At 63.5% G+C, this 25,772-nt stretch carries 25 protein-coding genes; 9 read left to right on the plus strand and 16 right to left on the minus strand.

Annotated features, from left to right (window positions below; all coding sequences use genetic code 11):
* Positions 1-76: 76 nt before the first annotated feature.
* Together ABLE86_RS07930 and ABLE86_RS07935 are read left to right on the plus strand one after the other, a co-directional pair.
* Positions 77-775 carry a phosphatidylserine decarboxylase gene (locus tag ABLE86_RS07930; RefSeq protein WP_348778375.1) on the plus strand — a complete coding sequence of 233 codons (699 nt, stop codon included), beginning with the start codon at positions 77-79 and terminating at the stop codon, positions 773-775.
* 3 nt (positions 776-778) lie between these two features.
* Positions 779-1,600, plus strand: coding sequence for a phosphatidylcholine/phosphatidylserine synthase (locus ABLE86_RS07935; protein ID WP_348778376.1), 822 nt, complete (start codon positions 779-781; stop codon positions 1,598-1,600).
* 22 nt (positions 1,601-1,622) lie between these two features.
* Here ABLE86_RS07935 and ABLE86_RS07940 read toward each other — a convergent pair whose 3' ends face one another.
* The 3 genes from ABLE86_RS07940 to ABLE86_RS07950 form a co-directional block, all read right to left on the minus strand.
* Positions 1,623-3,848: an AMP-binding protein gene (locus tag ABLE86_RS07940; protein ID WP_348778377.1), complete on the minus strand. Its 2,226-nt coding sequence runs from the start codon at positions 3,846-3,848 to the stop codon at positions 1,623-1,625.
* Positions 3,849-4,105: 257 nt separating this feature from the next.
* Positions 4,106-4,987 (minus strand): DMT family transporter, encoded by an 882-nt coding sequence (locus tag ABLE86_RS07945; RefSeq protein WP_348778378.1) that lies wholly within the window; start codon positions 4,985-4,987, stop codon positions 4,106-4,108.
* A 91-nt stretch (positions 4,988-5,078) separates the two neighbouring features.
* Entirely contained in the window at positions 5,079-5,966 is an 888-nt protein-coding gene (locus ABLE86_RS07950) for a DMT family transporter (RefSeq protein WP_348778379.1), read from the minus strand.
* Positions 5,967-6,167: 201 nt separating this feature from the next.
* On the opposite strand from ABLE86_RS07950, the gene ABLE86_RS07955 reads away from it, so the two are divergent.
* Positions 6,168-6,692, plus strand: a complete 525-nt coding sequence (locus tag ABLE86_RS07955) for an OsmC family protein (RefSeq protein WP_348778380.1) — start codon at positions 6,168-6,170, stop codon at positions 6,690-6,692.
* 10 nt (positions 6,693-6,702) lie between these two features.
* On the opposite strand, the gene ABLE86_RS07960 is transcribed toward ABLE86_RS07955, so the two are convergent.
* The 7 genes from ABLE86_RS07960 to ABLE86_RS07990 form a co-directional block, all read right to left on the minus strand.
* On the minus strand, positions 6,703-7,449 hold the full coding sequence (locus tag ABLE86_RS07960) for an SDR family NAD(P)-dependent oxidoreductase (RefSeq protein WP_348778381.1): 747 nt from the start codon (positions 7,447-7,449) through the stop codon (positions 6,703-6,705).
* A 79-nt stretch (positions 7,450-7,528) separates the two neighbouring features.
* A complete protein-coding gene (gene purF, locus ABLE86_RS07965; RefSeq protein WP_348778382.1) occupies positions 7,529-8,992 on the minus strand; it encodes an amidophosphoribosyltransferase in 1,464 nt (487 codons plus the stop codon).
* Between the two features lie 58 nt (positions 8,993-9,050).
* On the minus strand, positions 9,051-9,647 hold the full coding sequence (locus tag ABLE86_RS07970; protein ID WP_348778383.1) for a CvpA family protein: 597 nt from the start codon (positions 9,645-9,647) through the stop codon (positions 9,051-9,053).
* Between the two features lie 53 nt (positions 9,648-9,700).
* On the minus strand, positions 9,701-11,098 hold the full coding sequence (radA, locus tag ABLE86_RS07975; protein ID WP_348778384.1) for a DNA repair protein RadA: 1,398 nt from the start codon (positions 11,096-11,098) through the stop codon (positions 9,701-9,703).
* Positions 11,098-11,538 (minus strand): type II toxin-antitoxin system PemK/MazF family toxin, encoded by a 441-nt coding sequence (locus ABLE86_RS07980; protein ID WP_348778385.1) that lies wholly within the window; start codon positions 11,536-11,538, stop codon positions 11,098-11,100. Before ABLE86_RS07980 ends, radA begins: the two co-directional genes overlap by 1 nt.
* Before the next feature lie 2 nt (positions 11,539-11,540).
* A complete protein-coding gene (locus ABLE86_RS07985; protein ID WP_348778386.1) occupies positions 11,541-11,798 on the minus strand; it encodes a type II toxin-antitoxin system Phd/YefM family antitoxin in 258 nt (85 codons plus the stop codon).
* Between the two features lie 96 nt (positions 11,799-11,894).
* Positions 11,895-13,382: a replicative DNA helicase gene (locus ABLE86_RS07990; protein ID WP_348778387.1), complete on the minus strand. Its 1,488-nt coding sequence runs from the start codon at positions 13,380-13,382 to the stop codon at positions 11,895-11,897.
* 310 nt (positions 13,383-13,692) lie between these two features.
* Here ABLE86_RS07990 and ABLE86_RS07995 point away from each other — a divergent pair, with 310 nt between their 5' ends.
* Positions 13,693-14,526, plus strand: coding sequence for an AraC family transcriptional regulator (locus ABLE86_RS07995; protein WP_348778388.1), 834 nt, complete (start codon positions 13,693-13,695; stop codon positions 14,524-14,526).
* A gap of 4 nt (positions 14,527-14,530) precedes the next feature.
* Here the strand turns inward: ABLE86_RS07995 and ABLE86_RS08000 are convergent, their stop codons facing one another.
* From ABLE86_RS08000 to rpsF, 5 genes are all read right to left on the minus strand, one after another.
* Complete coding sequence (locus tag ABLE86_RS08000; protein WP_348778389.1) at positions 14,531-14,854, minus strand: YnfA family protein; 324 nt, start codon at positions 14,852-14,854, stop codon at positions 14,531-14,533.
* Between the two features lie 62 nt (positions 14,855-14,916).
* Positions 14,917-16,209 carry a cyclopropane-fatty-acyl-phospholipid synthase family protein gene (locus ABLE86_RS08005; RefSeq protein WP_348778390.1) on the minus strand — a complete coding sequence of 431 codons (1,293 nt, stop codon included), beginning with the start codon at positions 16,207-16,209 and terminating at the stop codon, positions 14,917-14,919.
* Positions 16,210-16,349: 140 nt separating this feature from the next.
* Positions 16,350-16,925 (minus strand): 50S ribosomal protein L9, encoded by a 576-nt coding sequence (rplI, locus tag ABLE86_RS08010; RefSeq protein ID WP_348778391.1) that lies wholly within the window; start codon positions 16,923-16,925, stop codon positions 16,350-16,352.
* A gap of 266 nt (positions 16,926-17,191) precedes the next feature.
* A complete protein-coding gene (rpsR, locus tag ABLE86_RS08015; RefSeq protein WP_019170551.1) occupies positions 17,192-17,440 on the minus strand; it encodes a 30S ribosomal protein S18 in 249 nt (82 codons plus the stop codon).
* Entirely contained in the window at positions 17,440-17,880 is a 441-nt protein-coding gene (gene rpsF / locus ABLE86_RS08020) for a 30S ribosomal protein S6 (protein WP_348778392.1), read from the minus strand. The genes rpsR and rpsF overlap by 1 nt, the downstream gene beginning before the upstream one ends.
* Positions 17,881-18,277: 397 nt before the next feature.
* Between rpsF and ABLE86_RS08025 the strand changes: the two genes are divergently transcribed.
* Positions 18,278-19,900, plus strand: coding sequence for a pilus assembly protein (locus ABLE86_RS08025; RefSeq protein ID WP_348778393.1), 1,623 nt, complete (start codon positions 18,278-18,280; stop codon positions 19,898-19,900).
* An 81-nt stretch (positions 19,901-19,981) separates the two neighbouring features.
* Here the strand turns inward: ABLE86_RS08025 and ABLE86_RS08030 are convergent, their stop codons facing one another.
* Positions 19,982-21,847 carry an LTA synthase family protein gene (locus ABLE86_RS08030; RefSeq protein ID WP_348778601.1) on the minus strand — a complete coding sequence of 622 codons (1,866 nt, stop codon included), beginning with the start codon at positions 21,845-21,847 and terminating at the stop codon, positions 19,982-19,984.
* Positions 21,848-22,193: 346 nt separating this feature from the next.
* On the opposite strand from ABLE86_RS08030, the gene fabD reads away from it, so the two are divergent.
* The 4 genes from fabD (at position 22,194) to fabF (ending at position 25,721) form a co-directional block, all read left to right on the plus strand.
* Positions 22,194-23,135 (plus strand): ACP S-malonyltransferase, encoded by a 942-nt coding sequence (fabD, locus tag ABLE86_RS08035; protein ID WP_348778394.1) that lies wholly within the window; start codon positions 22,194-22,196, stop codon positions 23,133-23,135.
* 60 nt (positions 23,136-23,195) lie between these two features.
* Positions 23,196-23,933 carry a 3-oxoacyl-[acyl-carrier-protein] reductase gene (gene fabG / locus ABLE86_RS08040; RefSeq protein ID WP_348778395.1) on the plus strand — a complete coding sequence of 246 codons (738 nt, stop codon included), beginning with the start codon at positions 23,196-23,198 and terminating at the stop codon, positions 23,931-23,933.
* Between the two features lie 254 nt (positions 23,934-24,187).
* On the plus strand, positions 24,188-24,424 hold the full coding sequence (locus ABLE86_RS08045; protein ID WP_106572369.1) for an acyl carrier protein: 237 nt from the start codon (positions 24,188-24,190) through the stop codon (positions 24,422-24,424).
* Between the two features lie 34 nt (positions 24,425-24,458).
* Complete coding sequence (gene fabF / locus ABLE86_RS08050) at positions 24,459-25,721, plus strand: beta-ketoacyl-ACP synthase II (protein ID WP_348778396.1); 1,263 nt, start codon at positions 24,459-24,461, stop codon at positions 25,719-25,721.
* Positions 25,722-25,772: the final 51 nt, after the last annotated feature.

Raw genomic sequence — 25,772 nt, forward strand, 5'->3', positions numbered from 1 at the left:
TCGCAATGTTGCGTTGCGGCCGGCGGAGCTTTCCGGTAAGCAGGCCGGCATTTCCAATGGGATACTCCACCTTCCTATGAGTCTCGTCGACACCGTCAAGAACGTATTTGTGCCCGTGCATCGGGAAGGCTACCCCTTCATCGGTGCGTTCGCGGCGGCGACGCTGATCCTGGGCTTCTTCTCGATCAACCTGTTCTGGATCGGTCTGATCCTGACAGCGTGGTGCGCCTATTTCTTCCGCGATCCCCAGCGGGTTACCCCGGTCGACGACCGGCTGGTCATCAGCCCGGCAGATGGCGTGGTGTCGGCAGTCGGCCCCGCGGTTCCGCCTCGCGAGCTGGGGCTGGGCGCGGCCGAAATGACCCGCATCTCGGTGTTCATGAACGTGTTTTCCTGCCACGTGAACCGCTCTCCGGTGCGCGGGCGGATAACCCGTATCGAGCACCGTCCCGGAAAATTCCTCAACGCCGAGCTCGACAAGGCCAGCAACGAGAACGAGCGCAATGGGCTCGTTGTCGACAGCCCTAACGGCACGATTGCGGTCGTGCAGATCGCCGGGCTGGTGGCGCGGCGCATCGTCTGCTGGGCGGACACCGAGTCCAATATCGGCGTGGGCGAGCGCTTTGGCCTGATTCGCTTCGGATCGCGCGTCGATGTGTTCCTGCCGCTAAACAGCACTCCGCGCGTGGCTGTGGGGCAGACTGCGGTTGCCGGCGAGACTGTGCTGGCCGAGTTCGGCGGCACTGCCGCCACCCCTCTGGTGCGGATCTCCTAACCCGTGCCTACGCCCTTCCAACCCTTCGAACCGCACGGCCGCGGCGGCCCTCGCATCCGCGAAATCCCGCTGCGCATGATCCTGCCCAACCTCATTACGGTCCTGGCAATCTGCGCCGGCCTTTCGGGCGTGCGCCTGGCCTTCGAGATGCGGTTCGAGACGGCTGTGGTGATGGTGCTGATCGCGGCTTTCCTCGACGGCATCGACGGCCGCGTCGCCCGTATCCTGAAGGCGACGTCGAAGTTCGGCGCCCAGATGGATTCGCTCGCCGATATCGTGAATTTCGGCGTCGCGCCCGCGCTCGTGCTCTACGCCTTCCTGCTCGACCGTGCTGGCTCGCCGGGATGGATCGCCGCCCTGCTGTTCGCGATCGCCTGCGGCCTGAGGCTGGCGCGCTTCAACGTGCTGGACGAGGACCAGGAGCGCGCGGCCTGGCAGGCGGAGTATTTCGTCGGCGTGCCCGCGCCTGCCGGGGCGGTGGTGGTGATGCTGCCGATCTATCTGGTTTTCCTGGGCGCTGTGGTGCCCGACCGTGTGGTCGGCTTTATATGCTGCGGCTTCACCGTGCTGGTCGCATTCCTGCTCGTCAGCCGGCTGCCCGTCTATTCCGGCAAGACGGTCAAGGTTCCGGGCGACAAGGTCCTGCCGGTGATACTCGGGGTGGCACTCTTCGTGCTGCTTCTGATCACCTATCCCTGGCAGACGCTGTCGGTTTCCGTGATTGCCTATCTCGTTTTCCTGCCACTCAGCGCACGCGCCTATGCCCGCCGCGCGAAGCTTGAGGCCGCGAAAGCCGCGGGCACCGACCAGCCGGTGGCCGACTGAAGCCAGCCGATGGGTAGGCGGCTCAGGCCGCCGCCTCCCGCCCAAGCATTTCGAGCGCCTGGCGCTTTGCGGCCACGTAGTCGGTCTTGCCGGAAGCCAGAAGCGGAAGTTCCGATACCTTGACTACGGCGTCCGGCAGCATGACGTTGCCGACGCCCGATTGCTGCCCGAACTGACGCAGCAGGGCCAGATCGGCCTCCGACGCGGTGGTGAGCACGACGATGCGCTCGCCCTTCTGGGCGTCGGGAACCGCCACCGCAGCGTGGCTGGCGTCCGGCCATAGTTCGTAGGCCAGCCTTTCGACCGCCACCAGCGAAACCATCTCGCCCGAGATCTTGGCAAAGCGCCGGGCACGGCCGCGTATGGTCAGGAAGCCTTCGCGGTCGACGGATACGATGTCGCCCGTGTCCAGCCAGTCATCTGCCCGCAGCTGCAGAACGCCCGGCGCCTCAGCCATCATGTAGCCGAGCATCATGTTCGGGCCCTTGAGCTGCAGCCGGCCGCCGTCGGAGAGGCCTTCCACCGGCTCCAGCCGCATGCGGATGGCGGGCAGCAGGCGGCCCACCGTGCCATCGCGGCCATGGGTTGCCGTGTTCACAGAAACGACCGGGGAGGCCTCGGTAAGGCCGAAACCCTCGATGATTGGCGTGCCGAAGCGCTCGCGCCATTGGGCCCGGGTGGCGGGGCGAAGCGGCTCCGCGCCGGCCACGACGAAGCGCAGGCCGGAAAAGTCGTTGTCGCCGGCCGCACGGGCGTATGCGGCGAGAAAACTGTCCGTTCCGAACATGACCGTCGGGCGAACCTTGGCCGCCAGCTCGGGAATGGCCTTGAAGTGCAGCGGCGACGGATAGAGCACCAGGCGCACCCCGGCAACAAGCGGCAGGATAGTGCCCCCGGTCAGACCGAACGCATGGAAGGCGGGCAGCACGTTGAGCAGTTTGTCGTCGGCACCGATCGAGATGCGGGCCTCCGCCTGCATGGCGTTGGCGACGAGATTGCGGCTGGACAGAACCACCGCCTTCGGGCTGCCTTCGGAACCCGACGTGAACAGGATGACGGCGGGCTTCGCGGCGTCCTGGGCATGAATCGGCCTGCGCCACAGGCAAGCGGCCGCGAGCCGATCGGCCATCGAGAAGGTCTTGCGAAGGTCTTCCAACCAGACGACTTTCGCGCCGCCGGCTTCCACGGCCTCGACGACTTCATGGAGCCTGGCTTTTTCGACAAAGGCTCGCGACGAGATGACGACGCGGGTGAGCGTCGTGCGAACGGCCATTGTCACATTTGCCGGACCAGCCGTGAAGTTGATCATGGTGGCCACGCGCCTGCCGGATGCCAGCGCCAGAAGCGACAGCACCATGGCGTTGCTGTTGGGCAGCATTATGCCGACTGCTTCGTCGGGGGCGCTCGTGGCGGCCAGTTTCTGGCCGAGCATCCGCGCGCCCGCCAACAATCGCCGGTAGCTGAGAGTTCCGCTGCTGTCCTCCACGATGGGACGGCCGGGTCCGAAGCGCAGGGCAGCGTCGCGAACCGCCAGGAACAGTGACAGGTCGGGATCGGTGGCGGCCAGCCGCGTTTCCGCGACGCGATCGAAGAGGGCGTTCGAGGCGCGTGCCGGCTGCTTGACGCTGCTGGCCATGAGGTCGGCGATCTTCACCGGCTGAAGGGCGCTGATGACGAGCCGCGGAAACCATCGCCGCGGCGCCCTTTCGGCCGGGGTGAGCGAGAAGGGCAGGTGACGCGCCCCGCCGACGAAGATCGGCACTACCTGGGCGTCGGCCCGCAGTGCGATCCGCGCCACGGCCCGGAACAGCCGATAGGTCTTTACGTCCGGCTCGACATTGTCGGGCAAATAGACGGCCAGCCGCCCCTTGCCCTTCAGCACGCGCACCAGCCGCCGGCTGACAAACACGTGTTCGGCATTGAAGACGATGGTGCGGGCAAGCGCCCGCCAAGGCTCGAGCCATGCCGAGCGGGCGGAGGCTTCGTCCAAAATGTGAAGCGTATCCTCCGGCAACAGCGCAAGCATCAGCGCCGGTTCAAGTCGCGACTGGTGGGCGACGACATAGACCACCGGCGCCTTCGCTTCGCGCGCTGGGCGAATCTTGCTGTCGCGGATCCGGTAGAGAAGCTTGAGCGGCAGATAGAGCAACGCCTGCTGCAGAGTGATTCCGAGGCGAAATTTCTGCCACAGCGCGCCAGCCAGATAGGCCGCGACGATGCAAAGGGCGATTGTGCCGCTCAGGATCATGCCGCTCTCCCAGCGCGTGTCCTTGCCGTGGCTCTTGCTGGCCGCTTCGGCCAGAAGGGTAGACTATGCTGTATCCACGTCAATGCACGAGTGTGTGGCGCGCAAACGGCTTGGCCGAGCTCAAAGAAAAGCCGGCCTGATGGCCGGCTTGAGAAGAGGACGGGCGAGGGGTTGGGCATGGGGACGAGCCCGTCCAACCCCTGCAACGCCTGACGAGCTGGTATGGTTCCCCGTATGGCTGAATTTTGCGCAGGCTCTCAGACCGTGCGGGCGCGTGCTTGCAGCCAGTCGCGCCCTGCATGGGCAAATACGGCAAGGAGCACGAGGGAGCCGCCGACCATGCTTGCGACCGGCGGAATTTCCGTAAGGAAGATCCAGCCGAACACTACCGCGAAGGGCACTTCGGCCGAGCCGAGCAGACCGGCTTCGGCGGAGGGAATCAGCCGCGCGCCCTCCGTCCACATGACCGAGGCCATCGCAAAGGAAACGCCGAAGCCCACCAGAATGAGAGCGTCGTGCACCGATATGGCGAGCGGATCGGTGAAGAGCCAGGCAAGCGCGAAAACGAGGAAGGCCGACACCGCACCCGCCCAGACTGCGGGTGTGTCGCGGAAGGCGCGGATCAGGACGGTGTAGAGCGCGCTGCCGGCGGTCATCAGAAGCGCCAGGCCGTCCCCCAGGAGGTTGCCGTTGCCGACACCCGAAAACACCATCAGCCCGACGCCGGTGAGCGATAGCGCAGCCGCGAGCATGGTCTGGCTGCGCACGCCTTCTCGCATCAAGAGCCATGCGAACAGCGCCGCCAGGAAGGGAGCCGTGGCAAAGATGATCGCGACATTGGCGACATAGGTGTATTTGAAGGCGGCGATGAAGGCGAGGCTGTTGGCCGCCCCGATCAGCGCCATCAACCATCCTCGCCAACCCAGCCGCATGCTCTTTGGCGAGCCGGCCCGGCCTCGCTGCCAGAACACGTAGGCCGTGATCAGCAGCGCGCCGACAAGGCCGCGCCAGCAGGAAATGACAAGCGGCTCGGCATCGACCGACCTGGTGAGCACGCCGGCAAGCCCGAAGATGGCGGCCGCGCCAGTGACGAGCAGTATGCCCAGCAGGCGTTCGCCGGTGTGATCTGCAGGTGTCATGAAGCTGGATTTCCTCGTTCGGGGCGTAGGCGCCGCGCGCGCTTTACGGCAGGCGTGCTGACGGCGTTCCGTCAGGAGCATGGATACGGCATCAGGCGCGCCGCCGAAAGTGCTCGCCGGCGATGATCACCAGGCCGGCAAGGAAGATAAGCGCCGCGCCGATGAAGACCTCGCGGCGCGGAATGTCGCCCCAGATCGCAAAACCGAACACGAAGGCCCAGACCAGCGCGGTGTATTCGAAGGGCGCGACGACCGAGGCAGGGGCGCGCTTCATGCCCTCGAACAGCGCGTATTGGCCGAGACCGCCGACAATGGCGAGAACCGTCAACAGCAGCCATTCGTCCCAGCTTGGCGTCTTCCACAAATAGAAGAGCGGCAGCCCGGCGACGACCAGGAAGAGGGCGTTGTTGAGCACCATCTGCACCATGGTGCGCTCATACAGCGCGATCTTGCGGATGAGCACGATGGCGAACGCCCACAAGCAGGCGGCGGCGAGCACCATGATAACAGGCATGCTGAGGCCGAGCGAAGTGGGATCGCAGGCAACGAAAACGCCAACAAAGCCGGTCAGAACCGCTACCCAGCGCACGAGCGGCACCTGTTCGCCAAGCACGAAAATGGAGAGGATGGTGACGATGACCGGCGCGGCAAAGTAGATCGTCGTCAGTTCGGCAAGCTGCAGATGCTTGGCGGCGTTGTAGAAGCAAAGCCACGCGCCCAGGATGATGAAGCTGCGCAGCAGCATCGGATAGAAGGCCTTGGAGCGGTATGCCTCTGCGAATACTGACCGGCCGCCTATAGCCGCGCAGCCGGCAAGAATGGCCGCGCTGCGGAAGAACAGGATCTGCCAGACGCTGAGTCCGGTCACCAGAAGCTTGATCGAAGCGTCCTGCATCGAAAAAAGCAGGTAGGACAATGCCGTGATCAGCATGCCGGCGTAGATACGTTCGCGGCTGTCGGCAATCGCGGCATCGGTCATGTGATGGCTCCTCAAGGCAAGGGCGCCGAAGCAGCAAGGCCACGGCACCCAGCAGAGCTATACGATTGCAGACGCGGGACGGGCTAAGCCAGGCAGACGCGAGCGTTGGGGCAGGCAGTTCGCCATTGGCCTGCCGATTGGGACGCGAGGCTCGACGTGATAGGGTGCGGCATCGAACAGCGCCGACGGCGAGGAGTTGCGATGGACGCGGCCGAACTGAAGACATTGCAGACGCCCTTGAAGGAGAGCTACCGCGAGGACCCTTCACGCGCTCTGGTAACGCTACGCGCGAAGGGCACGGTGGACGAGCAGTCGATCGCCTGCAAAGTGGAGACGGGCAGGGCGCTGGCGGTTGCCGGCCTGCACCCCGCCACCGGCGGCAGCGGACTTCAGCTTTGTTCCGGCGACATGCTGTTGGAAGCGCTGGTGGCTTGCGCCGGCGTGACGCTGAGAGCGGTGGCGACGGCGCTGGAGTTTCGCCTCGCTGACGCATCGGTGGAGGCCGAGGGCGACCTCGACTTTCGCGGTACGCTGGGCGTGGCAAAGGATGCGCCGGTGGGATTCGGCGCCATCAGGCTGAAATTCGACCTCGATACCGACGAGCCGCAGGAGCGCATCGACACGCTGCTGAAGCTGACGGAACGCTATTGCGTGGTGTTCCAGACGCTCAACGCGCGCCCGGAACTGTCGGCCACGGCGACACGCCGCCCCGCGGCGGCAGGTTGAAGACGCGCGCTTATTCCGGGTCGCGGTAGGTGACGAAGCGCTCCTCGCGGGCCTCGAAGAGCATACCGGTTTCGCGCAGCGTGGGGCTGGCAAGCGGCAGGATCTTGGCGGCGATTTCGGCCGGGGTGGGCAGCGTGTCGGGGTTCTCGCCCGGCATGGCCTGAGCGCGCATGGCGGTGCGGGTCGCGCCCGGATTAACACAGTTGACGCGCAGCGGCATGTTGCGGGTTTCGTCGGCCCAGGAACGTCCCAGCACCTCGACGGCCGCCTTGGACGCCGCATAGGGCGCCCAGAAGGCGCGGGCCGAATGCGCCACGCCGGAGGAAAGCAGAATGGCGCGGCCGGCATCCGACTTGCGCAAGAGCGGGTCGACCGAGCGGATCATGCGCCAGGTGCTGGTCACGTTGACCGCCATGACCTTCTCGAACACCTTCGCTTCGACATGGCCAATCGGAGCAATCACGCCCAGAACGCCCGCATTGGCCACCAGGATGTCGAGCTTGCCCCAGCGCTCATTGATGGCGCCGCCGAGCCGGTCTATGCCGCCCATGTCGGTGAGGTCCAGCGGCACCAGCGTTGCCTGGCCGCCCGCGGCCTTGATTTCGTCGTCGAGGTCTTCCAGCCCGCCCACCGTGCGCGCAACCGCAATGACATGCGCGCCGGCGGCCGCCATCTGCTTGGCAATCTGGTAGCCGATGCCGCGCGAAGCGCCGGTGACGAGGGCGATACGGCCGGAAAGGTTCGGGGTTTCGGTCATGCCAGTCCTCCAGGCGTTGCCCTGCGCGGCATGAACCATGCAGGGCAGCGAGCTTAAAGATCAAAAGGGTTGGGCGATACTACTGGCCGTTGCTGGCCAGCAGCGAGAGGCTGCGCACATTCTCCACGTCCTCGAAGTCGAGGAGGCGCGTGGGATACTCGGCGCTGAAGCAAGCGTCGCAGAACTGCGGCTGGTCGTTGTCGCGGCGCGCCTCGCCGACGGCGCGGTATAGCCCGTCGATCGACAGGAAACCCAGCGAATCGACGCGGATGAACTCGGCCATCTCTTCGATCGACATGCGCGAGGCGAGCAGCTTGGCCGTCTCCGGCGTGTCGACGCCATAGAAGCAGGAGGAGCGGGTGGGCGGCGAGGCGATACGCATATGCACCTCGCGGGCGCCGGCATCACGCACCATCTGAACGATCTTCTGGCTGGTGGTGCCACGGACGATGGAATCGTCCACCAGCACCACGCGCTTGCCCTCGATCATGCGGCGGTTGGCGTTGTGCTTCAGCTTCACGCCCATGTGGCGGATGGAATCGGTTGGCTGGATGAAGGTGCGGCCGACATAGTGGTTGCGGATGATGCCGAGCTCGAACGGCAGCCCCGCCTGCTGCGCAAAGCCGATGGCCGCGGGCGTGCCCGAATCCGGCACCGGCACGACCAGATCAGCATCCACCGGGCTCTCGATGGCCAGTTCCATACCGATGCGCTTGCGCACTTCATAAACGTTGCGGCCCTCAACCGTCGAATCCGGGCGGGCGAAATAGACATATTCGAAAATGCAGAAGCGCGGCTTGACCGGCTCGAAGGGGAACACGCTTTCGATGCCCTTGGGCGTGACGATGATCATCTCGCCCGGCTTCACGTCGCGAACGAAGCGGGCGCCGATGATGTCCAGCGCGCAGGTTTCGGAAGCGAGAATATAGGCCCCGTCGAGATCGCCCAGCACCAGCGGGCGGATTCCCAAGGGGTCGCGGCAGCCGATCATCTTCTTCGACGTCAGCGCAACCAGCGAAAACGCGCCTTCCAGCGCGCGCACGGCCTCGATGAAGCGGGAGTTGAAGTCCTTCTCGCGGCTGGTCGCCACCAGGTGCAGAAGCGTCTCGGTATCGGAGGTGGAGGAGAAGATCGCGCCTTGCTTCTGCAGCGCGCGCTGCACGGTCATGGCGTTGGTGATGTTGCCATTGTGGGCGATGGCGAACCCGCCGTCCGCGAGTTCGGCGAATAGCGGCTGCACGTTGCGCAGCCCGGAACCGCCGGTGGTGGCGTAGCGGGTGTGGCCAATTGCGCGGTTACCCTTGAGGCTATCGATAACCTGCGGTCTGGTGAAGGTGTCGCCGATCAGGCCGACGTGGCGTTCGACATGGAACTGCGAGCCGTCATAGGAGACAATGCCGGCCGCCTCCTGGCCGCGATGTTGCAAGGCGTGCAGGCCCAGGGTGACGATCGCGGCAGCATCCTGCCGGCCGAAAATGCCGAACACTCCGCATTCGTCGTGGAAATGGTCATCGGCCTCGCCGAGCAAGGTGTCATGTGCCATAGGGCAGTCTCTCGTCAGAAAGGCCTCATATAGGGCGCCGGCGCCTTACGCGCCACCATCAATTATCGGCCGGCGGGGTTTCGTCCTGCGGCGTTTCGGCCGAGTTGTCCGAGGGCGGAGTGCCGGGTTCCGCGTCGGGCGCGGCGCCGGGCTTCAGGCGCTTGAGGATGGACTTTTCCGGATCCTCGGGCATCAGACCCTCGATCTTGGTGCCGATGCTTTCCAGCAGCGGCTTGGACTTGGCGTCGGCGATCCAGGCTGGCGGGTTGGTCCCGACCAGCCAGTTGAAGAACATCAGCGCAACGGCCATGACGAGGATGCCGCGTGCGGCGCCGTAGAGAAAGCCCAGCGTTCGGTCGAGCGCGCCGACGCGGGAGTCGATAATGAAATCGGCAATCTTCATGGTGATCACCGTCACCACGATCAGTGCGATGACGAAGACCACGCCGGCCGCGGCACCCATGGCCAGCTTCTCGTTGTCGATGTGCGACTGCAAATAAGGCAGCATCATCGGATAGAAGAAATATGCCGCTGCCGCCGCCGCGATCCAGGAAGCAATCGACAGGATTTCCCGGGAGAAGCCGCGGACCATTGCCAGCATGGCCGAGACAAGAGTGAAACCGACGAGAATCCCGTCCAGCAGCGTAATCGGCATGTCGTTCTCACTCCATCATGACAGCTTGTGCCGTACCGCGCCGCCTGGCCCGGTCAGTCATCCGTGTTTCGGCGCAGGGATCCCGCGATCCGCACAACGAGGTCCGTGAGCGTGGCGGGTTGGAAAGTACCGGACCCGATCCCCCCGGACATTTCCTCGCTGCCCTTCGGCAGGACGGCCTGTCCAAAACCCAGCTTTTCGGCTTCTTTGAGGCGCTGCTGCGCATGCGCAACCGGCCTTATCGCGCCCGAAAGACTGATTTCGCCGAAATAGACGCAATCGGCGGGCAGGGCAAGTCCGGTGAGGGACGAAACCAGCGCCGCCGCCACCGCAAGGTCCGCCGCCGGCTCGGAAATCCGGTAGCCGCCGGCGACGTTGAGGTAGACGTCGTGCTGGCCGAAACGTACGCCGCAATGCGCCTCGAGCACCGCCAGCACCATCGCAAGGCGCGGGCTGTCCCAGCCAACCACCGCGCGGCGTGGCGTGCCGAGGGTGGAGGGCGCGACCAACGCCTGGATTTCGACCAGAACCGGGCGCGTGCCTTCCATGCCAGCAAAGACGGCCGCGCCTGGCGACTTGGCGTGGCGCTCGCCCAGAAACAGTTCGGAGGGGTTGGCGACCTCGCGCAACCCCTTGTCCGACATCTCGAATACGCCGATCTCGTCCGTGGGACCAAAACGGTTCTTCACCGTGCGCAGGATGCGGTAGTGGTGGCCGCCTTCACCCTCGAAATAGAGCACCGCGTCCACCATGTGCTCGACCACGCGCGGGCCGGCGATCTGGCCCTCCTTGGTGACGTGGCCGACCAGCACCACAGCCGCTCCGGTGGACTTGGCGTAGCGGATCATCGCCTGCGCCGAAGAGCGCACCTGGGTGACGGTGCCGGGTGCGGAGTCGGCGAGATCGGTCCACAGCGTCTGGATCGAATCGATGATGACGAGGTCGGGGCGCTTGCCTTCCCCGATGGTGGCCAGAATGTCCTCGACATTGGTTTCGGCGGCGAGTTCGACCGCAGAGCCGGCAACGCCAAGACGCTGGGCGCGCAGGCGAATCTGCGCGACGGCCTCTTCGCCCGAGACATAGACGATGCGGTGGCCGCGACTGGCAAGCGCCGCGGCCGCTTGGGTGAGCAGGGTGGACTTGCCGATGCCGGGGTCGCCGCCCACGAGAAGTGCCGAGCCGCGCACGAAGCCGCCGCCCGTGGCGCGGTCGAGTTCGCTGATGCCGGAGGCGATGCGCGGCGCATCCTCGATGTCGCCCGAGAGCGAGGTGAGGGTGACCGGCCGGCCTTTTCGCGCGCTGCGCGTGGAAGCCGGGCCGCCGCCGATGCCGCTGTTGGTGCCTTCCTCGACCAGCGTGTTCCACTCGCCGCAGGCATCGCATTTGCCAGCCCAGCGCGTATGCGCGGTGCCGCAGTTCTGGCAGATGAACTGAACGCGGGTCTTAGCCATTACTGTGTTCTCGAAACCAACAAGGCGCGCCGATCTCTTGCCGCCCGGGCGAAAGCACTTCGAACGTCGCGAAAAAATGCGGCTGGCAGCAGCCCATAAGCGACGCTTGTTGCATCGCCAGCTCTTGACGGGCGCAAATCCGGACCCGGCCAAATGAACCTGTTGGCTTCCGTAAGCAGGATCCACGACCGTGCGCCATCCAAGCCCAGGCGGTTCTTGGTTGGGGCAGGGATTTCGATCGCCAAGGAGGCGCTGGAAGGCGGACTATGTGTGATGGGAAGGACAGTCACAGTGGTGCCTTCAGCCTCATCGGTTGCGGTCAATACAATCGCGCAAGGTCGATCCTTGCGCCCTTCTTCCTGTCCGGCGCGATGCTCGGCCACCCATAAATAGCTATATCTGATCACCAGACCTGGAACGGGCTTCGGCAGGCTCGCCACGCTCAGCGATCAGTTTCGTGATTGTAGGACTCTGCCTCTGCGGGCGGCTCCGAAGCTTCGATCGCCGCAAGGTCAGCCTCCGTAAAATCTTCAAGACTGAGCACCTCGCGGTCGCGACGCTTCAGGCGCTTATATTCTTCAGTCGAGATCATGACCGTGCGCTCGCGCCCGTTCCGTGTGACTGCAACCGGCTGGGTGAGCGCCAAATCCTGATACCGTCCTATGTTGCGCTGGAACTCGGCGGCACTAACCTTGATCATCGTAGTCGACCATCCATACAATGCGGATTTTACATATATTGCATAAAATATGGATTTTTCAAAGGGTGCCCTGGGAGGCACCCCTTGTCGTCAATTCTACTCGTACCGTTCCGGCAGCTGATGCTCTTCGGCAAGATCCGAGAATCGCGTGAACTGGCCCTCGAATGCGAGGTCGACCGTGCCGGTGGGGCCGTGACGCTGCTTGGCGATGATGAGTTCGGCCTTGCCCTTCACCTTCTCGAACTTCAGCCGCCACTCCTCGTATTCCGCCGTGCCTTCCTCGGGCTGCTTGTTCTGCAGGTAGTATTCGTCGCGATAGACGAAGAGGACCACGTCCGCGTCCTGCTCGATCGAGCCCGATTCGCGCAGGTCGGAAAGCTGCGGCCGCTTGTCGTCGCGGTTTTCGACCTGACGGGAGAGCTGTGACAGCGCGATGATCGGAACGTTGAGTTCCTTGGCCAGCGCCTTGAGGCCGGTGGTGATCTCGGTGATTTCCTGCACGCGGTTCTGCGAATTCTTGGCGGAGCCCTGCATCAGCTGCACGTAGTCGATGACGATGACTTCAAGCCCGCGCTGACGCTTCAGGCGGCGCGCGCGTGCAGCGAGCTGGGCGATCGAGATGCCGCCGGTCGCATCGATGAAGAGCGGGATCTTCTGCAGGGTCTGTGAGCACGCTACCAGCTTTTCGAAATCGGTCTCGGTGATTTCGCCGCGGCGGATCTTCGATGACGAGATCTCGGTCTGCTCGGAGATGATACGAGTGGCCAGTTGCTCGGCCGACATTTCGAGCGAGAAGAAGCCGACCACGCCGCCATTGGCGGCCTTGAAGGACCCGTCGGCCTGCTGCGCCGGCTCATAGGCGTGGGCGATGTTGAACGCGATGTTGGTGACCAGCGAGGTCTTGCCCATGGCCGGGCGGCCGGCAAGGATGATCAGGTCGGAGGGCTGCAGGCCGCCGAGCTTGCGGTCGACGTCGCGCAAGCCGGTGGAAATGCCGGAGAGGTGGCCGTCGCGCATATAGGCGGCATTGGCCATGTCCACCGCGGTCTTGACCGCATCGTTGAAGCTTTCGAAGCCGCCGTCATAGCGTCCGGTTTCGGCCAGCTCGAACAGGCGGCGCTCGGCATCCTCGATCTGCTGTTGCGGCGACACGTCCACCGGCGCGTCGAAGGCGATGTTGACCATGTCCTCGCCCACGGTGATGAGCGCGCGGCGCGTGGCAAGGTCGTAGATGGCGCGGCCGTAGTCGGCGGCGTTGATGACCGTGACGGCCTCTGCCGCGAGGCGGGCAAGGTAGTGGGCGACGGTCATGTCGCCGACCTTCTCGTCCGAAGGCAGGAAGGTCTTGAGCGTGACCGGATTGGCCATCTTGCCCATGCGGATGAGTTCGCTTGCGACCTCGAAGATCTTGCGGTGCAGCGGCTCGTAGAAATGAGCGGGTTTGAGGAAGTCCGAGACGCGGTAGAAGGCGTCGTTGTTGACGAGGATGGCGCCCAGAAGCGCCTGCTCCGCCTCGATATTGTTGGGTGCCTCGCGATAGAGCGGTGTTTCCGCCACCTCGAATTTGCGTGCCGCTTCTGCCATCTTGTCCCCGACCTTGCCCTGTATCCTGCGGTACCAGACACAGGCGCCCACTTGTGAACAATCGCCTCTTGGTGCCCATTATTCACAGCCACCCCGAGCCATCCACAGGCAGCTTGGCCGGCTAAGCGAATCCTGGTTGACGCGAATCGTTTGCAGAGATTAACCGATGTTGTGAGAACAAAACAGGAAACCTGAATAGTGCCCTGGCGCTTTCCCATGTTCTTCCACAATGTTGCACAGCACAGCAAACACGATCAAACCGGCGACCCGAAAGGCTGGCATATCAGGTCATTGCCTGATTGGGAGCAACATGGATCCGGTATCTAAAGCCCTGTGGTTCGTCGAAAGCTATTTCGCCGACGAGATCAGCCTGGACGATATCGCCAGGATCGGTGGCGTTTCCCGTTTCCATATGTCGAGGGCGTTTGCGGCTGCCACCGGCCGATCGATAACGCGTTATGTGCGCGAACGCCGGCTCAGCGTGGCGGCGCGCTGCCTCGCAAACGGCGCCCCCGACATCCTGGCAGTGGCGCTGGATGCCGGATACGGCTCTCATGAGGCTTTCACGCGGGCGTTTCGCGAGCAGTTCGGGCTGACGCCCGAAGCGGTGCGCGCGCAGCGCCATCTCGACAATCTCGTACTCGTGGAGCCGATCGTCATGGACGACACACCGACCGTAAAACTGGAAACGCCGCGCTTCGTCGACGGCAAGGCAATGCTCATCGCCGGACTGGGCGAACGCTACGCTTATGATTCCCCCAACAACACGATTCCTGCGCTGTGGCAGCGCTTCGATGCCTATCAGGGCAGCATTCCGGGCGCAGTGCCCCATGCCTGGTATGGGATCTGCCGCAACTTCGACGACACCAGTTTCGAATATGTCAGCGGTGTCGAGGTCGCGGATTTTTCGGAAATGCCGAAGGAGTTCAGCTGCGTCCGGCTGTCGCCGCAGAAATATGCGGTCTTTGTCCACCGCGAGCATATATCCACCATCCGCAGCACGGTTCATGCCATTTGGCGTGACTGGCTGCCGAACTCGAAACATGAGGCAGCCGATGCACCGAATTTCGAGCGCTACGGCCCGGAATTCGATGGCCGGACCGGCAATGGCGGGCTCGAAATCTGGATTCCGCTGAAGGGGTGAGGGCCTAGGCCGCTCGCGGGGCCAGAAGGATGATGCATGCCCCGGCAACGCAGACCGCGGCGCCCAGCAGGTCCCAGCGGTCCGGCCGCACACCTTCCGCAACCCAAAGCCAGCCGAGCGAGGCGGCGATGTAGATGCCGCCATAGGTGGCGTAGGCGCGGCCCGCGGCAGAAGAATCAACCAGAGTCAGCAGCCAGGCAAACGCCACCAGCAGCGCAACGCCCGGCAGGAGCCACAGGGCAGACTTCCCCAGGCGCAACCACGCCCAGAAGGAAAAGCAGCCGCCAATCTCGCAAAGGGCGGCCGCGACGAAGATGGGAATGCTCAATTATTGCCCTCCGGCTGTTGCTGCATTCTTCGAGGTGAAATTGCCGGATGGCAAGGAGGGAGCTATTCGCCCGCCTCGGAAATGCGTCGCTTCGGCCGCTTGCCAGCCTTTTCGGGCTGGGGCGCGGCCGGGCCGTCTCGCATGGCCAAAGCCTTCTCGCACTTGCCGATATAGTCGCGCGTCAGCGGCACGATGTCGTTGCGGCGCGTGAGCTGGATCTGGAATACCATCATGTCCTGCCAGCGGAACGAGGCCTCGGAGCCTGCAAGATAAAACTCCCACATCCGGCAGAAGCGCTCGTCATAGATTTCCTTGGCGCGCTCGCGATTTGCCATGAAGCGCTCGCGCCAATTCTTCAGCGTCTCGGCATAGTGCAGCCGCAGGATTTCGACGTCGGAGACCATCAGGCCCGACTTCTCGATGATCGGCAGAATTTCCGAAAGTGCCGGAATGTAGCCGCCGGGGAAGATGTATTTGCGGATGAAGGCATTTGTGGCGCAGGGCGGGCCGCTGCGGCCGATCGAATGCAGCACCATCACCCCGTCGGGCTTCAGCAGCGTGGCGCACTTCTCGAAGAAGGTGCGGTAATGGTTGACGCCGACATGCTCGAACATGCCCACCGAGACGATGCGGTCGAAGCGCTCGGTGAGGTGGCGATAGTCGCGCAGCTCGAAATGGACGTGATTCTGCAGCCCCTCGGCGTGCGCACGCTCTGTGGCGACGGCGTGCTGTTCGGTGGACAGCGTCACGCCCAGCACGTCGGCCTCGAAGTTGCGGGCCATATAAAGCCCGAGGCCGCCCCAGCCACAGCCGATGTCGAGCACGCTGAGGCCCGGCTTCATGCACAGCTTGGCGGCCAGGTGCCGCTTCTTGGCAAGCTGCGCTTCCTCGAGCGTCATGTCTGGCCGCTCGAAATAGGCGCAGGAGTACTGCATGTCCGTATCGAGGAAGAGCTTGTACATCTCGCCGGAGAGATCGTAGTGGCGCTGCACGTTGCGCCGCGACCGGCCGGTGGTGTTCAGTTGCTGCATGCGCCGGAAGGCATGGCGAAGCCCTTCCACGGCCCTGGTCCAGGCCGCCTCGACGCCGCTCGGTCCCATGTTCTGATAGGCAATGTGCAAAAAGCCTAGAATGTCGCCTTCGATGACGTCGAGATCGCCGTCCATGAAGGCCTCGGGCAGGGCCAGCATCGGGTCGAGACCGATCGCGAGTTCTGCCTTGCGCGTGCGCAGCACGATGTGGACATGTTGCCCGCTGCCGTCGCCAAATCTTCGGGACGCGCCGTTCGCCCCTGTGACAGTCAGATTCCCGATGCGCACCAAGCGTTCGATGATGCGCTGCAGCAAAATATTCATGGCACAGCACCCGCATTCACGAAAAAGGTCGGCGCCTATTGTGCTTCAAAGCGCCGCAGGTGCAATAGTTCCAGTTTGTACAAAAAAAGCCCGGGCCTGCGGCCCGGGCTTTGGTCCAGATTAGTTCTGAACCGTCGAGATTATTCCTGCTCTTCTTCTTCCTCATTCGGGTCGAAGAAGTTGTCCGGACGCGCGTTCTCGTTGATGTCCTCGCCATAGATGGCTTCGGCCGAATCCAGCTTCTCGCCGGCAGCCTGGCGCTCGGCCTCATCGGCCGTGCGAGCGATGTTCAGCGTGATGGTGACTTCGACTTCCGGATGCAGCGCGATCGCCACATTGGTGAGGCCGATGGTCTTGATCGGGTGGTTGAGCTCGATCTGCGTGCGGCTGACCGAGAAGCCCTCGGCGGACACGATGTCGGCGATGTCGCGGGTCGAGACCGAGCCGTAGAGCTGGCCGGTTTCGCCGGCCGAGCGCACGACCACGAAGCTCATGCCGTCGAGCTTGTCGGCGATCTGCTGGGCTTCCGACTTGCGCTCCAGGTTGCGGGCCTCGAGCTGGGCGCGCTGGCCTTCGAACTTCTTCTTGTTGGCTTCATTGGCGCGCAGCGCCTTGCCCTGCGGCAGCAGGAAGTTGCGGGCAAAGCCGTCCTTGACCTTGACGGTGTCGCCCATCTGGCCGAGGCGGGAAATACGTTCGAGAAGGATGACTTCCATCGTTCCTGTCCTTTGTCTGTGCCGCGAGCGGCGTGATTTGTTCGAGACAGGTCAGGAAGCAGGCCGGCGATTGGCGCCTGGGGTCGCTGTCCTGCCTGTCCGGCAGTTAGAAGCCTTCGCGAAGTCCGGCCTCAACTCGGGATCTCATTGTCTCTCGCCGCGCCCGTCGCGGAAAGAGGGAAAGGGCGGCGGGCCGCCCTTTCCGGTGTTCTTTCGGCGTGGTCCTTATCCGAAAAGTCTGCAACTTTTCGGGGCCACGCCCGGTCTTACTTCACCACGTAGGGCAGCAGGCCGAGGAAGCGGGCGCGCTTGATCGCCTTGGCGAGCTCGCGCTGCTTCTTCTGGCTGACGGCGGTGATGCGCGACGGCACGATCTTGCCGCGCTCGGAAATGTAGCGCTGCAGCAGGCGCACGTCCTTGTAGTCGATCTTCGGGGCGTTGGCGCCGGAGAACGGGCAGGTCTTGCGGCGGCGATGGAACGGACGCCGGGTCGGGATCTGGTTGATGTCGACCATTATTCTGCACCTCCTTCAGCAGCTTCGCGCGGACGGCGCGGGCCACGGTCACGGTCACGGTCGCCCGAGCGGCCCGGACGGTCGCCGAAGCCACGGTCGCCACGCTCCGAACGCTCTTCGCGCTTCTGCATCATTGCCGAAACGCCTTCCTCGTGCGCCTCGACCTTGACGGTCATGAAGCGCAGGATGTCCTCGGACAGACCCATCTGGCGCTCCATCTCGGCCAGAGCCGCCGGCGGGCAGGTGAGGTCCATCAGGGTGTAGTAGGCCTTGCGGTTCTTCTTGACGCGGTAGGTGAGGGACTTCAGTCCCCAGTTCTCGACCCGACCGACCGATCCGCCGTGCGAGGTGATGACGCCCTTGTAGTGCTCCACGAGCGCGTCGACCTGCTGCTGCGAAAGGTCCTGGCGGGCAAGAAACACATGTTCGTACAGAGCCATTGTTCTTTGCCTTTCTTCGTTTCCCTGCCCGGTTCCGGCGGCTAAGCCTCTGCAACTTCTCTTGATCCCTCCACGGCGCAGCCGCTTCAGGAGAAGAAAGGAGCATGACGAGACGGTCGAGAGAGGAGACACGGGAGGCGGAAGCACTTCTTGCTTCACACGGAAAGCTCCTCGAAAAGAGCCTCCGGCCCTCCGTTCAGCCCCCAGCTGGGACCGGCAGATTGCGCGCGTCTATACAGCATCCCTGCGAGAAAGCAAGGTTGCCGCAGCCATCAGGTGCCGCGAATGCATTTTTAACCACGCTTGCGATCTGGTCGGCCGAATCACGTCGGATCAACCTCGTCTTCACCTTGTCCGCGCAGGAAAGGCCCGTCTGCTACGCATTCAGGGGGTAACGATGCTCGTCAGTCGCTTCTGGAAATCGAGGAGTGGCAACTTCGCGATGATGTTCGCGATAGCTTTGCCTGCCGTGCTGGCCGGTGTCGGACTGGCGCTGGACATTTCGAGTCTCATGACGGCCAGGTCGAAGCTCCAGAATGCGCTCGACTCGGCGGTTCTGGCGGCGTCGCGGCTGGCCGATGCATCGATTTCGCGAGACGACGCATTTCAGGGTTTTTTCAAGGCCAATATTGCCAACGGTCGAGACCTACTTAGCCCCGTCGCGTATCTCACTGTCGAGCAGGGAACAAACTACATAAAGACCTCAGCCACCGCGCATGCCACCGTCGCGCTGAACCTGGGTTTCGTCTTCGGCCAAAGCGCCCAGGTTGCGGTCGCTTCGAGCGCATATCAGTCGACGGCGAAGCTGGAGGTCGCGCTTGTGCTCGACAACACCGGCTCGATGGGCGACAGCAACATGAAGGCCCTGCGCGAGGGAGCGACAAGTCTCATCACCACGCTTCAGGATGCCAAGAAGGAGCAACCTGCACGCGAAATCCGGGCCGCGCTGGTGCCTTTCGTGACGGCGGTGAACATTAACGGTGAAGGCTTCAAGACTTCCTGGGTCGACTTAAGGAAGACATTTCCCACTAGCGATCCGGGCCTCAATGGCCGAAATTTCGACGTCATCACGAGCAACAACGTCCGCGTCGGTCACGCCAAACTGTTCGATGATCTTGGTGTGAAGTGGAAGGGTTGTGTCGAGGCGAGAGCAGTCAAGTTCAAATCCAACAACACGATCGATCTCTCGGCGTCGCCGGGTTTGGACGACACCGCTCCGGACCAACTGAGGCCGGAAACACTGTTTGTCCCATATTTCGCGCCCGACGAGCACGGCGATCCTTACAAGGCGCGAAATGAGGACCTTTCCAATTATAACAACTCATATTTGAAGGATCTTGCTTCAGGCACGGGCAAGACGGACGCTGAAAAGCACAGGTCCATCCAAATGAATCTGTCGAAATACACGCTGACCAACAAGAGCACCGCCATCATCAACGAGGTCGCTCCGCTCACCAGTGGTCCGAACTATGCGTGCCCGACTCCTATCATGCCGCTGACATCTGACCTGGACAAGCTGAAGGCCGAGGTCAGCAAGATGACTTATTGGAACGGCTCCGGCACCAATGTGTCGGAGGGGCTGGTCTGGGGATATCGTGTTCTTTCTCCCGGCGAGCCCTACGCGCAGGGCGATGACTTCAACTCCGATGGTACCTCGAAGGCGGTCGTTGTTTTTACCGACGGCGAAAACAACGTGTTCGGCCAGAAAACTGCACTGATCAACAAGTCCGACTACGGCTCCTACAACTATCTCGACCAGGGCCGCATGGGGTCGACCGACCGAAACCAGGCGCTGAAGAACGTCAACACAATGACGCAGACAGTGTGCACGACGTTGAAGGCGAAAGGCGTCAGGGTGTTTACCGTCGTTCTCGGTGCCGACACCGCCGCCAACCGCGAACTCTACAGCAATTGTGCCTCGGCACCCACGGACTATTATCCGACCAAGGACCAGGCGCAGCTGAAGGCTGCGTTCCGCAACATTGCGTTTGCGATTTCGCAGCTTTACGTGACGAACTGACCTTACCACTGCGTTGAAACGCGCGCCCTTTCGGGTCGCGCGTTTCAAGGCTCATCGAGACGCCGGAGGGGGAGCCGATAGTTAGGTTGAGCCCGGTGCCTCCGAGGCCACTTCCGGGAACAGGTTCTTGGCGGCGTAGCGGCTGCCGAAGATGATGTCGTACTGCAGCAGCTGGAAATCCCGGATTTCCGGCGCGATGGACTTGGCGCGCAACCATTCGGGCGTCGCATCGCCATCGACGCTTACCAGCATGTTGCGGTCGATCACGCCGAACTGCTTTCGTATCTCGCCCAGAAAGCCGGTGTAGAAGGGGTGGCCGATACCGGCTGTCTCCAGCACGTGCAGCGGCAGGAAGGCCGGGCTGATCGAGCCGAGGTCTTTCGCTGGGCCGGTGCGGTTCGACCACACCACCAGCGGCGTCTCGTGCTGGACGCTCATTTCTTCCAAAGGCGCCAGGCGCTTGGCGACATTGCCTTGCATGAAGCCGGTCTCGACATAGACCGGCCCGAGCGGCGGCAGATGGTCGCCGAACATGGCAATGATGGTGTGGCGGTCGCGCTTCCCTGCCCATTCGAGCAGCCGGGCCAGAGCCCGATCGCCGTCGGCGGCGCCTTCGCTAAAGCTCAGAATGCTGTCCAGGCTTTTCTTGCTCACGTCGCCAGAGACCGTATGGCTTGGGTCCGAGTAGCGACCGGCCGCATAGGGGCCGTGGTTCTGCAACGTCACGGAGAAGAAGAAGAACGGCTTTTCGGCGGCATCCGCCTGGCGGATCATTTCCTCGATCAGCGCCGCGTCGGAAGCGAGAGGTCCGCGGCTCTCGAGCGTCGGCAGGTTTTCCTGCGACATGAAATGCTCGAAGCCGAAGGCCTGGTAGACCGGGGTGCGGTTCCAGAACCAGCCGGCGAAAGGATGGAAGGCACGGGTGTCGTAGCCCTCGGAGCGCAGGAAGCTGGCCAGCGAGGGAATGGGACGGCGCACATATTGCTGGTAGGGGATGCTGCCATAGGGCAGGAAGGCGTTCGAAAAGCCGGTCAGCGCCTCGAATTCGACATTGGCGGTCATGCCGCCGAATTCGGGCGAGAAGACATGGCCGGATTGCAGGGCCCGCGTGGTGGCAATCGGGTCGGGGCTGATGACGATGCCGGGCAGCCGCGTCGGATCCCAGAACGACTCGTTCATGACGATGATGATGTCCGCCGGTTCGTTCGGCAGGACAGTCGCCGCGGCTGCCGGGCTGGCGATTGCCTCGACGGCCTGCGCCGAATAGCCCGCCGGTGCCGAAACCTTTGCCATCGGCAAGTTGAGGGCGAAGGCGATCGCAAAGCCGTTGCTGTTGTAGTTCTCCTTCTGGTCCCACATCATGGGGATGATCTGCAGCCGGTCACGCGCCCAGGAAAAGGTCGCGTAGTCCATTATCGAGCCGAAGAAGACCAGCGCCGGCAGTGCCACCCCCAGTCGCGCGGCGCGGCCATGGAATGAAAGCACCGGCGCCCGGCGGTGCCAGTACTTCCAGCAGGCCACCAGCAGCAAGAAGGCCGCGAGGCCGCCAGCCGCCAAGCCAACCGCCATCAGCGGCCGGTCCCGCGCCAGCAAAGGCATCAGTTCCATGATCTGACGGGCATAGAGAAAGTCGGTCGGATAAAGCGGGTCGCCGAGATAGAAGGACTTTTGGTGCGCGAGGAAGGCGAGGAGCAGGGCCAGCGGCGCAACGAGCAGCAAGGCGTGATGCGCGCGGCCGAGCAGGGCGTCGAGCAAGATAAGCAGCAGCGCAAAGAGGCCGACCGTCGTCCAGCTAGGTCGGAACGGCTGGCGGAAGAAGTCGAGCGTCTGCGAGAACGAACCCCGCACTATCAGCTCGACACAGAACACCAGCAAGGCCGAGATCACAAGCGTCAGCAGCAGCGTGCCGGCAAAGCGAATCGCGCCGGCCTTGTGCCCGCGCAGCATGCGCTTCTCGTCATATTCCGAGGCAGACCGTGCCGCTGCAAACTGGTTTGCCAACTCCAAAACCTCACCCGATGCAAGAATGTGTCATCTCACTGTCATCTAATTGTCACAAAAGCTAGACAGCCGTTGGGATCTGGCGAGTTCAAATCTCCATTACAGCGTAGTGACCCAAGCGTGTGCGAGGCGTCCGCTCTGCTCGTGCCGGGTAGGCGATGGCCGCGACGTGCAGCGGTTTTCGTCCTCTCGCGAGGCGCTTTTGCTCGGGCAGATACTGCGCGCGGCCTTGACTTTCCGGCCTTCCTTGCGCCACACGGCCATCGAGTGAAACTAATTCCGGGAGCCTGTCATGGCCGTCGCATTCACCTTTCCGGGGCAGGGCAGCCAGGCCGTGGGCATGGGCAAAGACCTTGCGGATGCCTTCCCCGAGGCCCGCGCGGTGTTCGAGGAAGTCGACGAGGCGCTGGGCCAGAAGCTCTCGCAGATCATGTGGGAAGGCCCCGAGGAAACCCTGACCTTGACCGCCAACGCCCAGCCGGCGCTGATGGCGGTGTCGCTTGCGGCGCTGCGCGCCATGGAAGCGCGCGGTTTCTCGCTGAAGGACAAGGTCGCCTATGTCGCCGGCCATTCGCTGGGCGAATATTCGGCGCTCGCGGCAGCCGGCATGTTCTCCATCGCAGATACGGCGCGGCTGCTGCGCATTCGCGGCAATGCCATGCAGGCTGCGGTTCCGGTGGGCGAGGGCGCCATGGCTGCCATCATCGGGCTGGAGCAGGCCGATGTGGAAGCTGCCTGCGCCGAGGCGGCCAAGGGCTCGGTCTGCCAGATCGCAAATGACAATGGCGGTGGTCAGTTGGTGATTTCCGGTGCCAAGGCGGCCGTCGAGCTCGCCGCAAAGCTCTGCACCGAAAAGGGCGCCAAGCGCGCGCTGATGCTGTCGGTGTCGGCACCCTTCCACTCCGCCCTGATGGGCCCGGCGGCCGATGCCATGCGCGAGGCGCTGGCGGGCGTAGCCAAGCCGGCGCCGGTGGTGCCGGTGGTGGCCAATGTCGTCGCCCAGCCGCTGAGCGACCCGGACGAGATCGTCGCCCGCCTGGTCGAGCAGGTCACCGGCCGCGTGCGCTGGCGCGAGACGGTTGAATGGTTCGGCGCCAATGGCGTGAAGACGCTATATGAAGTGGGCTCGGGCAAGGTGCTCTCGGGTCTTGCCCGGCGCATCGACAAGGAAATCGCCACCAGCGCGATCAATACGCCAGCCGACGTCGAAGCGGCGGTTGCGGCGCTGGCCTGAACAATCGAGAACCAATGACCCCACCCGTGTGAAGGGTGCGCTCTTGAGATGGAGTCAAAAATGTTCGATCTGACCGGCCGCAAGGCACTCGTTACCGGAGCCACCGGCGGCATTGGCGAGGCGATTGCCCGCGCGCTGCACGCGCAGGGCGCCACCGTGGGCCTGCACGGCACCCGCGCCGAGAAGCTGGAGGCGCTGGCCGCCGAGCTTGGCGAGCGCGTGAAGGTGTTTCCGGCCAATCTGTCTGACCGCGACGAGGTGAAGGCGCTGGGCCAGAAGGTCGAAGCCGAACTCGAAGGCGTCGACATCCTGGTCAACAATGCGGGCATCACCAAGGACGGCCTGTTCGTGCGCATGTCCGACGCCGATTGGGATGCTGTCCTGGAGGTCAACCTGACGGCCGTATTCCGCCTGACGCGCGAGCTGACCCACCCGATGATGCGCCGCCGCAATGGCCGCATCATCAACATCAGCTCGGTTGTGGGCGTCACCGGAAACCCCGGTCAGGCCAACTACTGCGCCTCCAAGGCCGGCCTGATCGGCTTTTCCAAGTCGCTGGCCCAGGAGATCGCCACCCGCAACGTCACCGTCAACTGCGTCGCCCCCGGCTTCATCGAATCAGCAATGACCGACAAGCTGAACGACAAGCAGAGGGAGGCCATCATGGGTGCCATCCCCGCCAAACGCATGGGCACCGGCGCGGAAGTTGCTTCGGCTGTCGTCTATCTGGCTTCCGATGAGGCGGCCTACGTGACCGGCCAGACCATTCACGTCAATGGCGGTATGGCGATGATCTAAGGGAGTGGCGACGGGGTCTTGGAAAAAGCAACGCAAGGCGCAATTTCTGTACACAGGCCCCGCGAACCGCACGAAAAGGGCGTTTTCGCATTGGACGTTGCCCAGTTTTCGTGTAATGCCGCCAGGAACGTACGGCGGCAAGGGCTCGCGCCCTGCCGCCGTAGCCACGTTCCCTAGGGGGAATATCTTTCAACTTGATTACCGGCATGCGTGCCGTTAACGAAGACAGACAAATTTAAGACGAGGATGCCCAAATGAGTGACACCGCAGAGCGCGTCAAGAAGATCGTTGTCGAACATCTCGGCGTCGAAGCCGACAAGGTAACCGAAGGCGCCAGCTTCATCGATGATCTGGGCGCCGACAGCCTGGACACGGTCGAACTCGTCATGGCTTTCGAAGAAGAGTTCGGCGTTGAGATTCCGGACGACGCGGCCGAGACGATCCTGACCGTCGGCGACGCCGTCAAGTACATCGACAAGGCCTCGGCCTGAAGCCATAATAGCCCAGCATTCCGAGAATACCGCTATGAGGCGTGTTGTCGTCACCGGCATGGGTCTGCTTTCGCCATTTGGCGTTGGCGTGGAGCATGGCTGGAGAGAGCTTCTGAGCGGTCGGAGTGCCGCCCGCCGGATCACCCATTTTGAAGTCGAGGATCTTGCCTGCAAGATCGCGAACGTGATCCCGCGGGGCGATGGCAGCGGCAATACCTTCAATCCCGAGGCCGTTCTCGAGCCGAAGGAACTGCGCAAGATCGGCGACTTCATCCTGTACGGGATCGCGGCCGCCGACGAGGCGCTGAAGGATTCGGGCTGGCAGCCCAAGACGCCGGAAGAGCAGTATGCCACCGGCGTGATGATCGGCTCGGGCATTGGCGGTATCGAGGGGATCGCGGAAAACGCGCTCACCCTGCACGACCGTGGCCCGCGCCGCATCAGCCCGTTCTTCATCCCGGGCAACATCATCAATCTGGTTTCGGGGCAGGTTTCGATACGGCACGGGCTCAAGGGTCCGAACCATGCCGTGGTCACCGCCTGTTCGACCGGCGCGCACGCCATCGGCGACGCTGCCCGGTTGATCATGTTCGGCGATGCCGACGTGATGCTCGCCGGCGGTGCGGAAGCTCCGGTCACACGTCTTTCGCTGGCCGGCTTTGCCGCCTGCAAGGCGCTTTCCACCGACCGCAACGACGCACCGGAAACGGCTTCCCGCCCGTATGATCGCGACCGTGACGGCTTCGTCATGGGCGAGGGCGCTGGCGTTGTGGTTCTGGAAGAGCTGGAGCACGCCAAGGCGCGCGGCGCCAGGATCTATGCCGAAGTCGTCGGCTATGGCCTCACCGGCGATGCCTATCACATCACCGCGCCGTCCGAGGACGGCGAGGGCGCCTTCCGCTGCATGACGGCCGCGTTGAAGCGCGCCAACCTGCAGCCCGCCGACATCGACTACATCAACGCGCATGGCACCTCGACCATGGCCGACACGATCGAGCTTGGCGCGGTCGAACGGCTTGTGGGCAACGCGGCCTCCAAGGTGTCGATGTCATCGACCAAGTCGTCCATCGGCCACCTGCTGGGTGCTGCCGGAGCGGCCGAGGCTATCTTCTCGATTCTGGCCATTCGCGACAACATTGCGCCGGCGACGATCAACCTGGACAACCCCGAGCGGGAAACGGCGATCGACCTCGTGCCCAACAAGCCTCGCGAGCGCCAGATCGACGTCGCCCTGTCGAATTCCTTCGGCTTTGGCGGCACCAACGCCTCGTTGGTTTTCCAGCGTTATAACGGCTGAGCGACGCCGAAAGGCTCGCTTCGCAGCGAATTTTGCCATATTCGCCCTTAG

Origin of the sequence: Mesorhizobium sp. KR2-14 (genome assembly GCF_040049255.1) — a bacterium.
GTDB lineage: Bacteria > Pseudomonadota > Alphaproteobacteria > Rhizobiales > Rhizobiaceae > Pseudaminobacter.

Bases quoted from the DNA above. Each gene is read 5' to 3' on its own strand.
- ABLE86_RS07930 (WP_348778375.1), top strand. From the start codon at position 77: ATGAGTCTCGTCGACACCGTCAAGAACGTATTTGTGCCCGTGCATCGG.
- ABLE86_RS07940 (WP_348778377.1), bottom strand. From the start codon at position 3,848: ATGATCCTGAGCGGCACAATCGCCCTTTGCATCGTCGCGGCCTATCTG.
- ABLE86_RS07945 (WP_348778378.1), bottom strand. From the start codon at position 4,987: ATGACACCTGCAGATCACACCGGCGAACGCCTGCTGGGCATACTGCTC.
- ABLE86_RS07950 (WP_348778379.1), bottom strand. From the start codon at position 5,966: ATGACCGATGCCGCGATTGCCGACAGCCGCGAACGTATCTACGCCGGC.
- ABLE86_RS07955 (WP_348778380.1), top strand. From the start codon at position 6,168: ATGGACGCGGCCGAACTGAAGACATTGCAGACGCCCTTGAAGGAGAGC.
- ABLE86_RS07960 (WP_348778381.1), bottom strand. From the start codon at position 7,449: ATGACCGAAACCCCGAACCTTTCCGGCCGTATCGCCCTCGTCACCGGC.
- purF (WP_348778382.1), bottom strand. From the start codon at position 8,992: ATGGCACATGACACCTTGCTCGGCGAGGCCGATGACCATTTCCACGAC.
- ABLE86_RS07970 (WP_348778383.1), bottom strand. From the start codon at position 9,647: ATGCCGATTACGCTGCTGGACGGGATTCTCGTCGGTTTCACTCTTGTC.
- radA (WP_348778384.1), bottom strand. From the start codon at position 11,098: ATGGCTAAGACCCGCGTTCAGTTCATCTGCCAGAACTGCGGCACCGCG.
- ABLE86_RS07985 (WP_348778386.1), bottom strand. From the start codon at position 11,798: ATGATCAAGGTTAGTGCCGCCGAGTTCCAGCGCAACATAGGACGGTAT.
- ABLE86_RS07990 (WP_348778387.1), bottom strand. From the start codon at position 13,382: ATGGCAGAAGCGGCACGCAAATTCGAGGTGGCGGAAACACCGCTCTAT.
- ABLE86_RS07995 (WP_348778388.1), top strand. From the start codon at position 13,693: ATGGATCCGGTATCTAAAGCCCTGTGGTTCGTCGAAAGCTATTTCGCC.
- ABLE86_RS08005 (WP_348778390.1), bottom strand. From the start codon at position 16,209: ATGAATATTTTGCTGCAGCGCATCATCGAACGCTTGGTGCGCATCGGG.
- rplI (WP_348778391.1), bottom strand. From the start codon at position 16,925: ATGGAAGTCATCCTTCTCGAACGTATTTCCCGCCTCGGCCAGATGGGC.
- rpsR (WP_019170551.1), bottom strand. From the start codon at position 17,440: ATGGTCGACATCAACCAGATCCCGACCCGGCGTCCGTTCCATCGCCGC.
- rpsF (WP_348778392.1), bottom strand. From the start codon at position 17,880: ATGGCTCTGTACGAACATGTGTTTCTTGCCCGCCAGGACCTTTCGCAG.
- ABLE86_RS08025 (WP_348778393.1), top strand. From the start codon at position 18,278: ATGCTCGTCAGTCGCTTCTGGAAATCGAGGAGTGGCAACTTCGCGATG.
- ABLE86_RS08030 (WP_348778601.1), bottom strand. From the start codon at position 21,847: ATGCTGCGCGGGCACAAGGCCGGCGCGATTCGCTTTGCCGGCACGCTG.
- fabD (WP_348778394.1), top strand. From the start codon at position 22,194: ATGGCCGTCGCATTCACCTTTCCGGGGCAGGGCAGCCAGGCCGTGGGC.
- fabG (WP_348778395.1), top strand. From the start codon at position 23,196: ATGTTCGATCTGACCGGCCGCAAGGCACTCGTTACCGGAGCCACCGGC.
- ABLE86_RS08045 (WP_106572369.1), top strand. From the start codon at position 24,188: ATGAGTGACACCGCAGAGCGCGTCAAGAAGATCGTTGTCGAACATCTC.
- fabF (WP_348778396.1), top strand. From the start codon at position 24,459: ATGAGGCGTGTTGTCGTCACCGGCATGGGTCTGCTTTCGCCATTTGGC.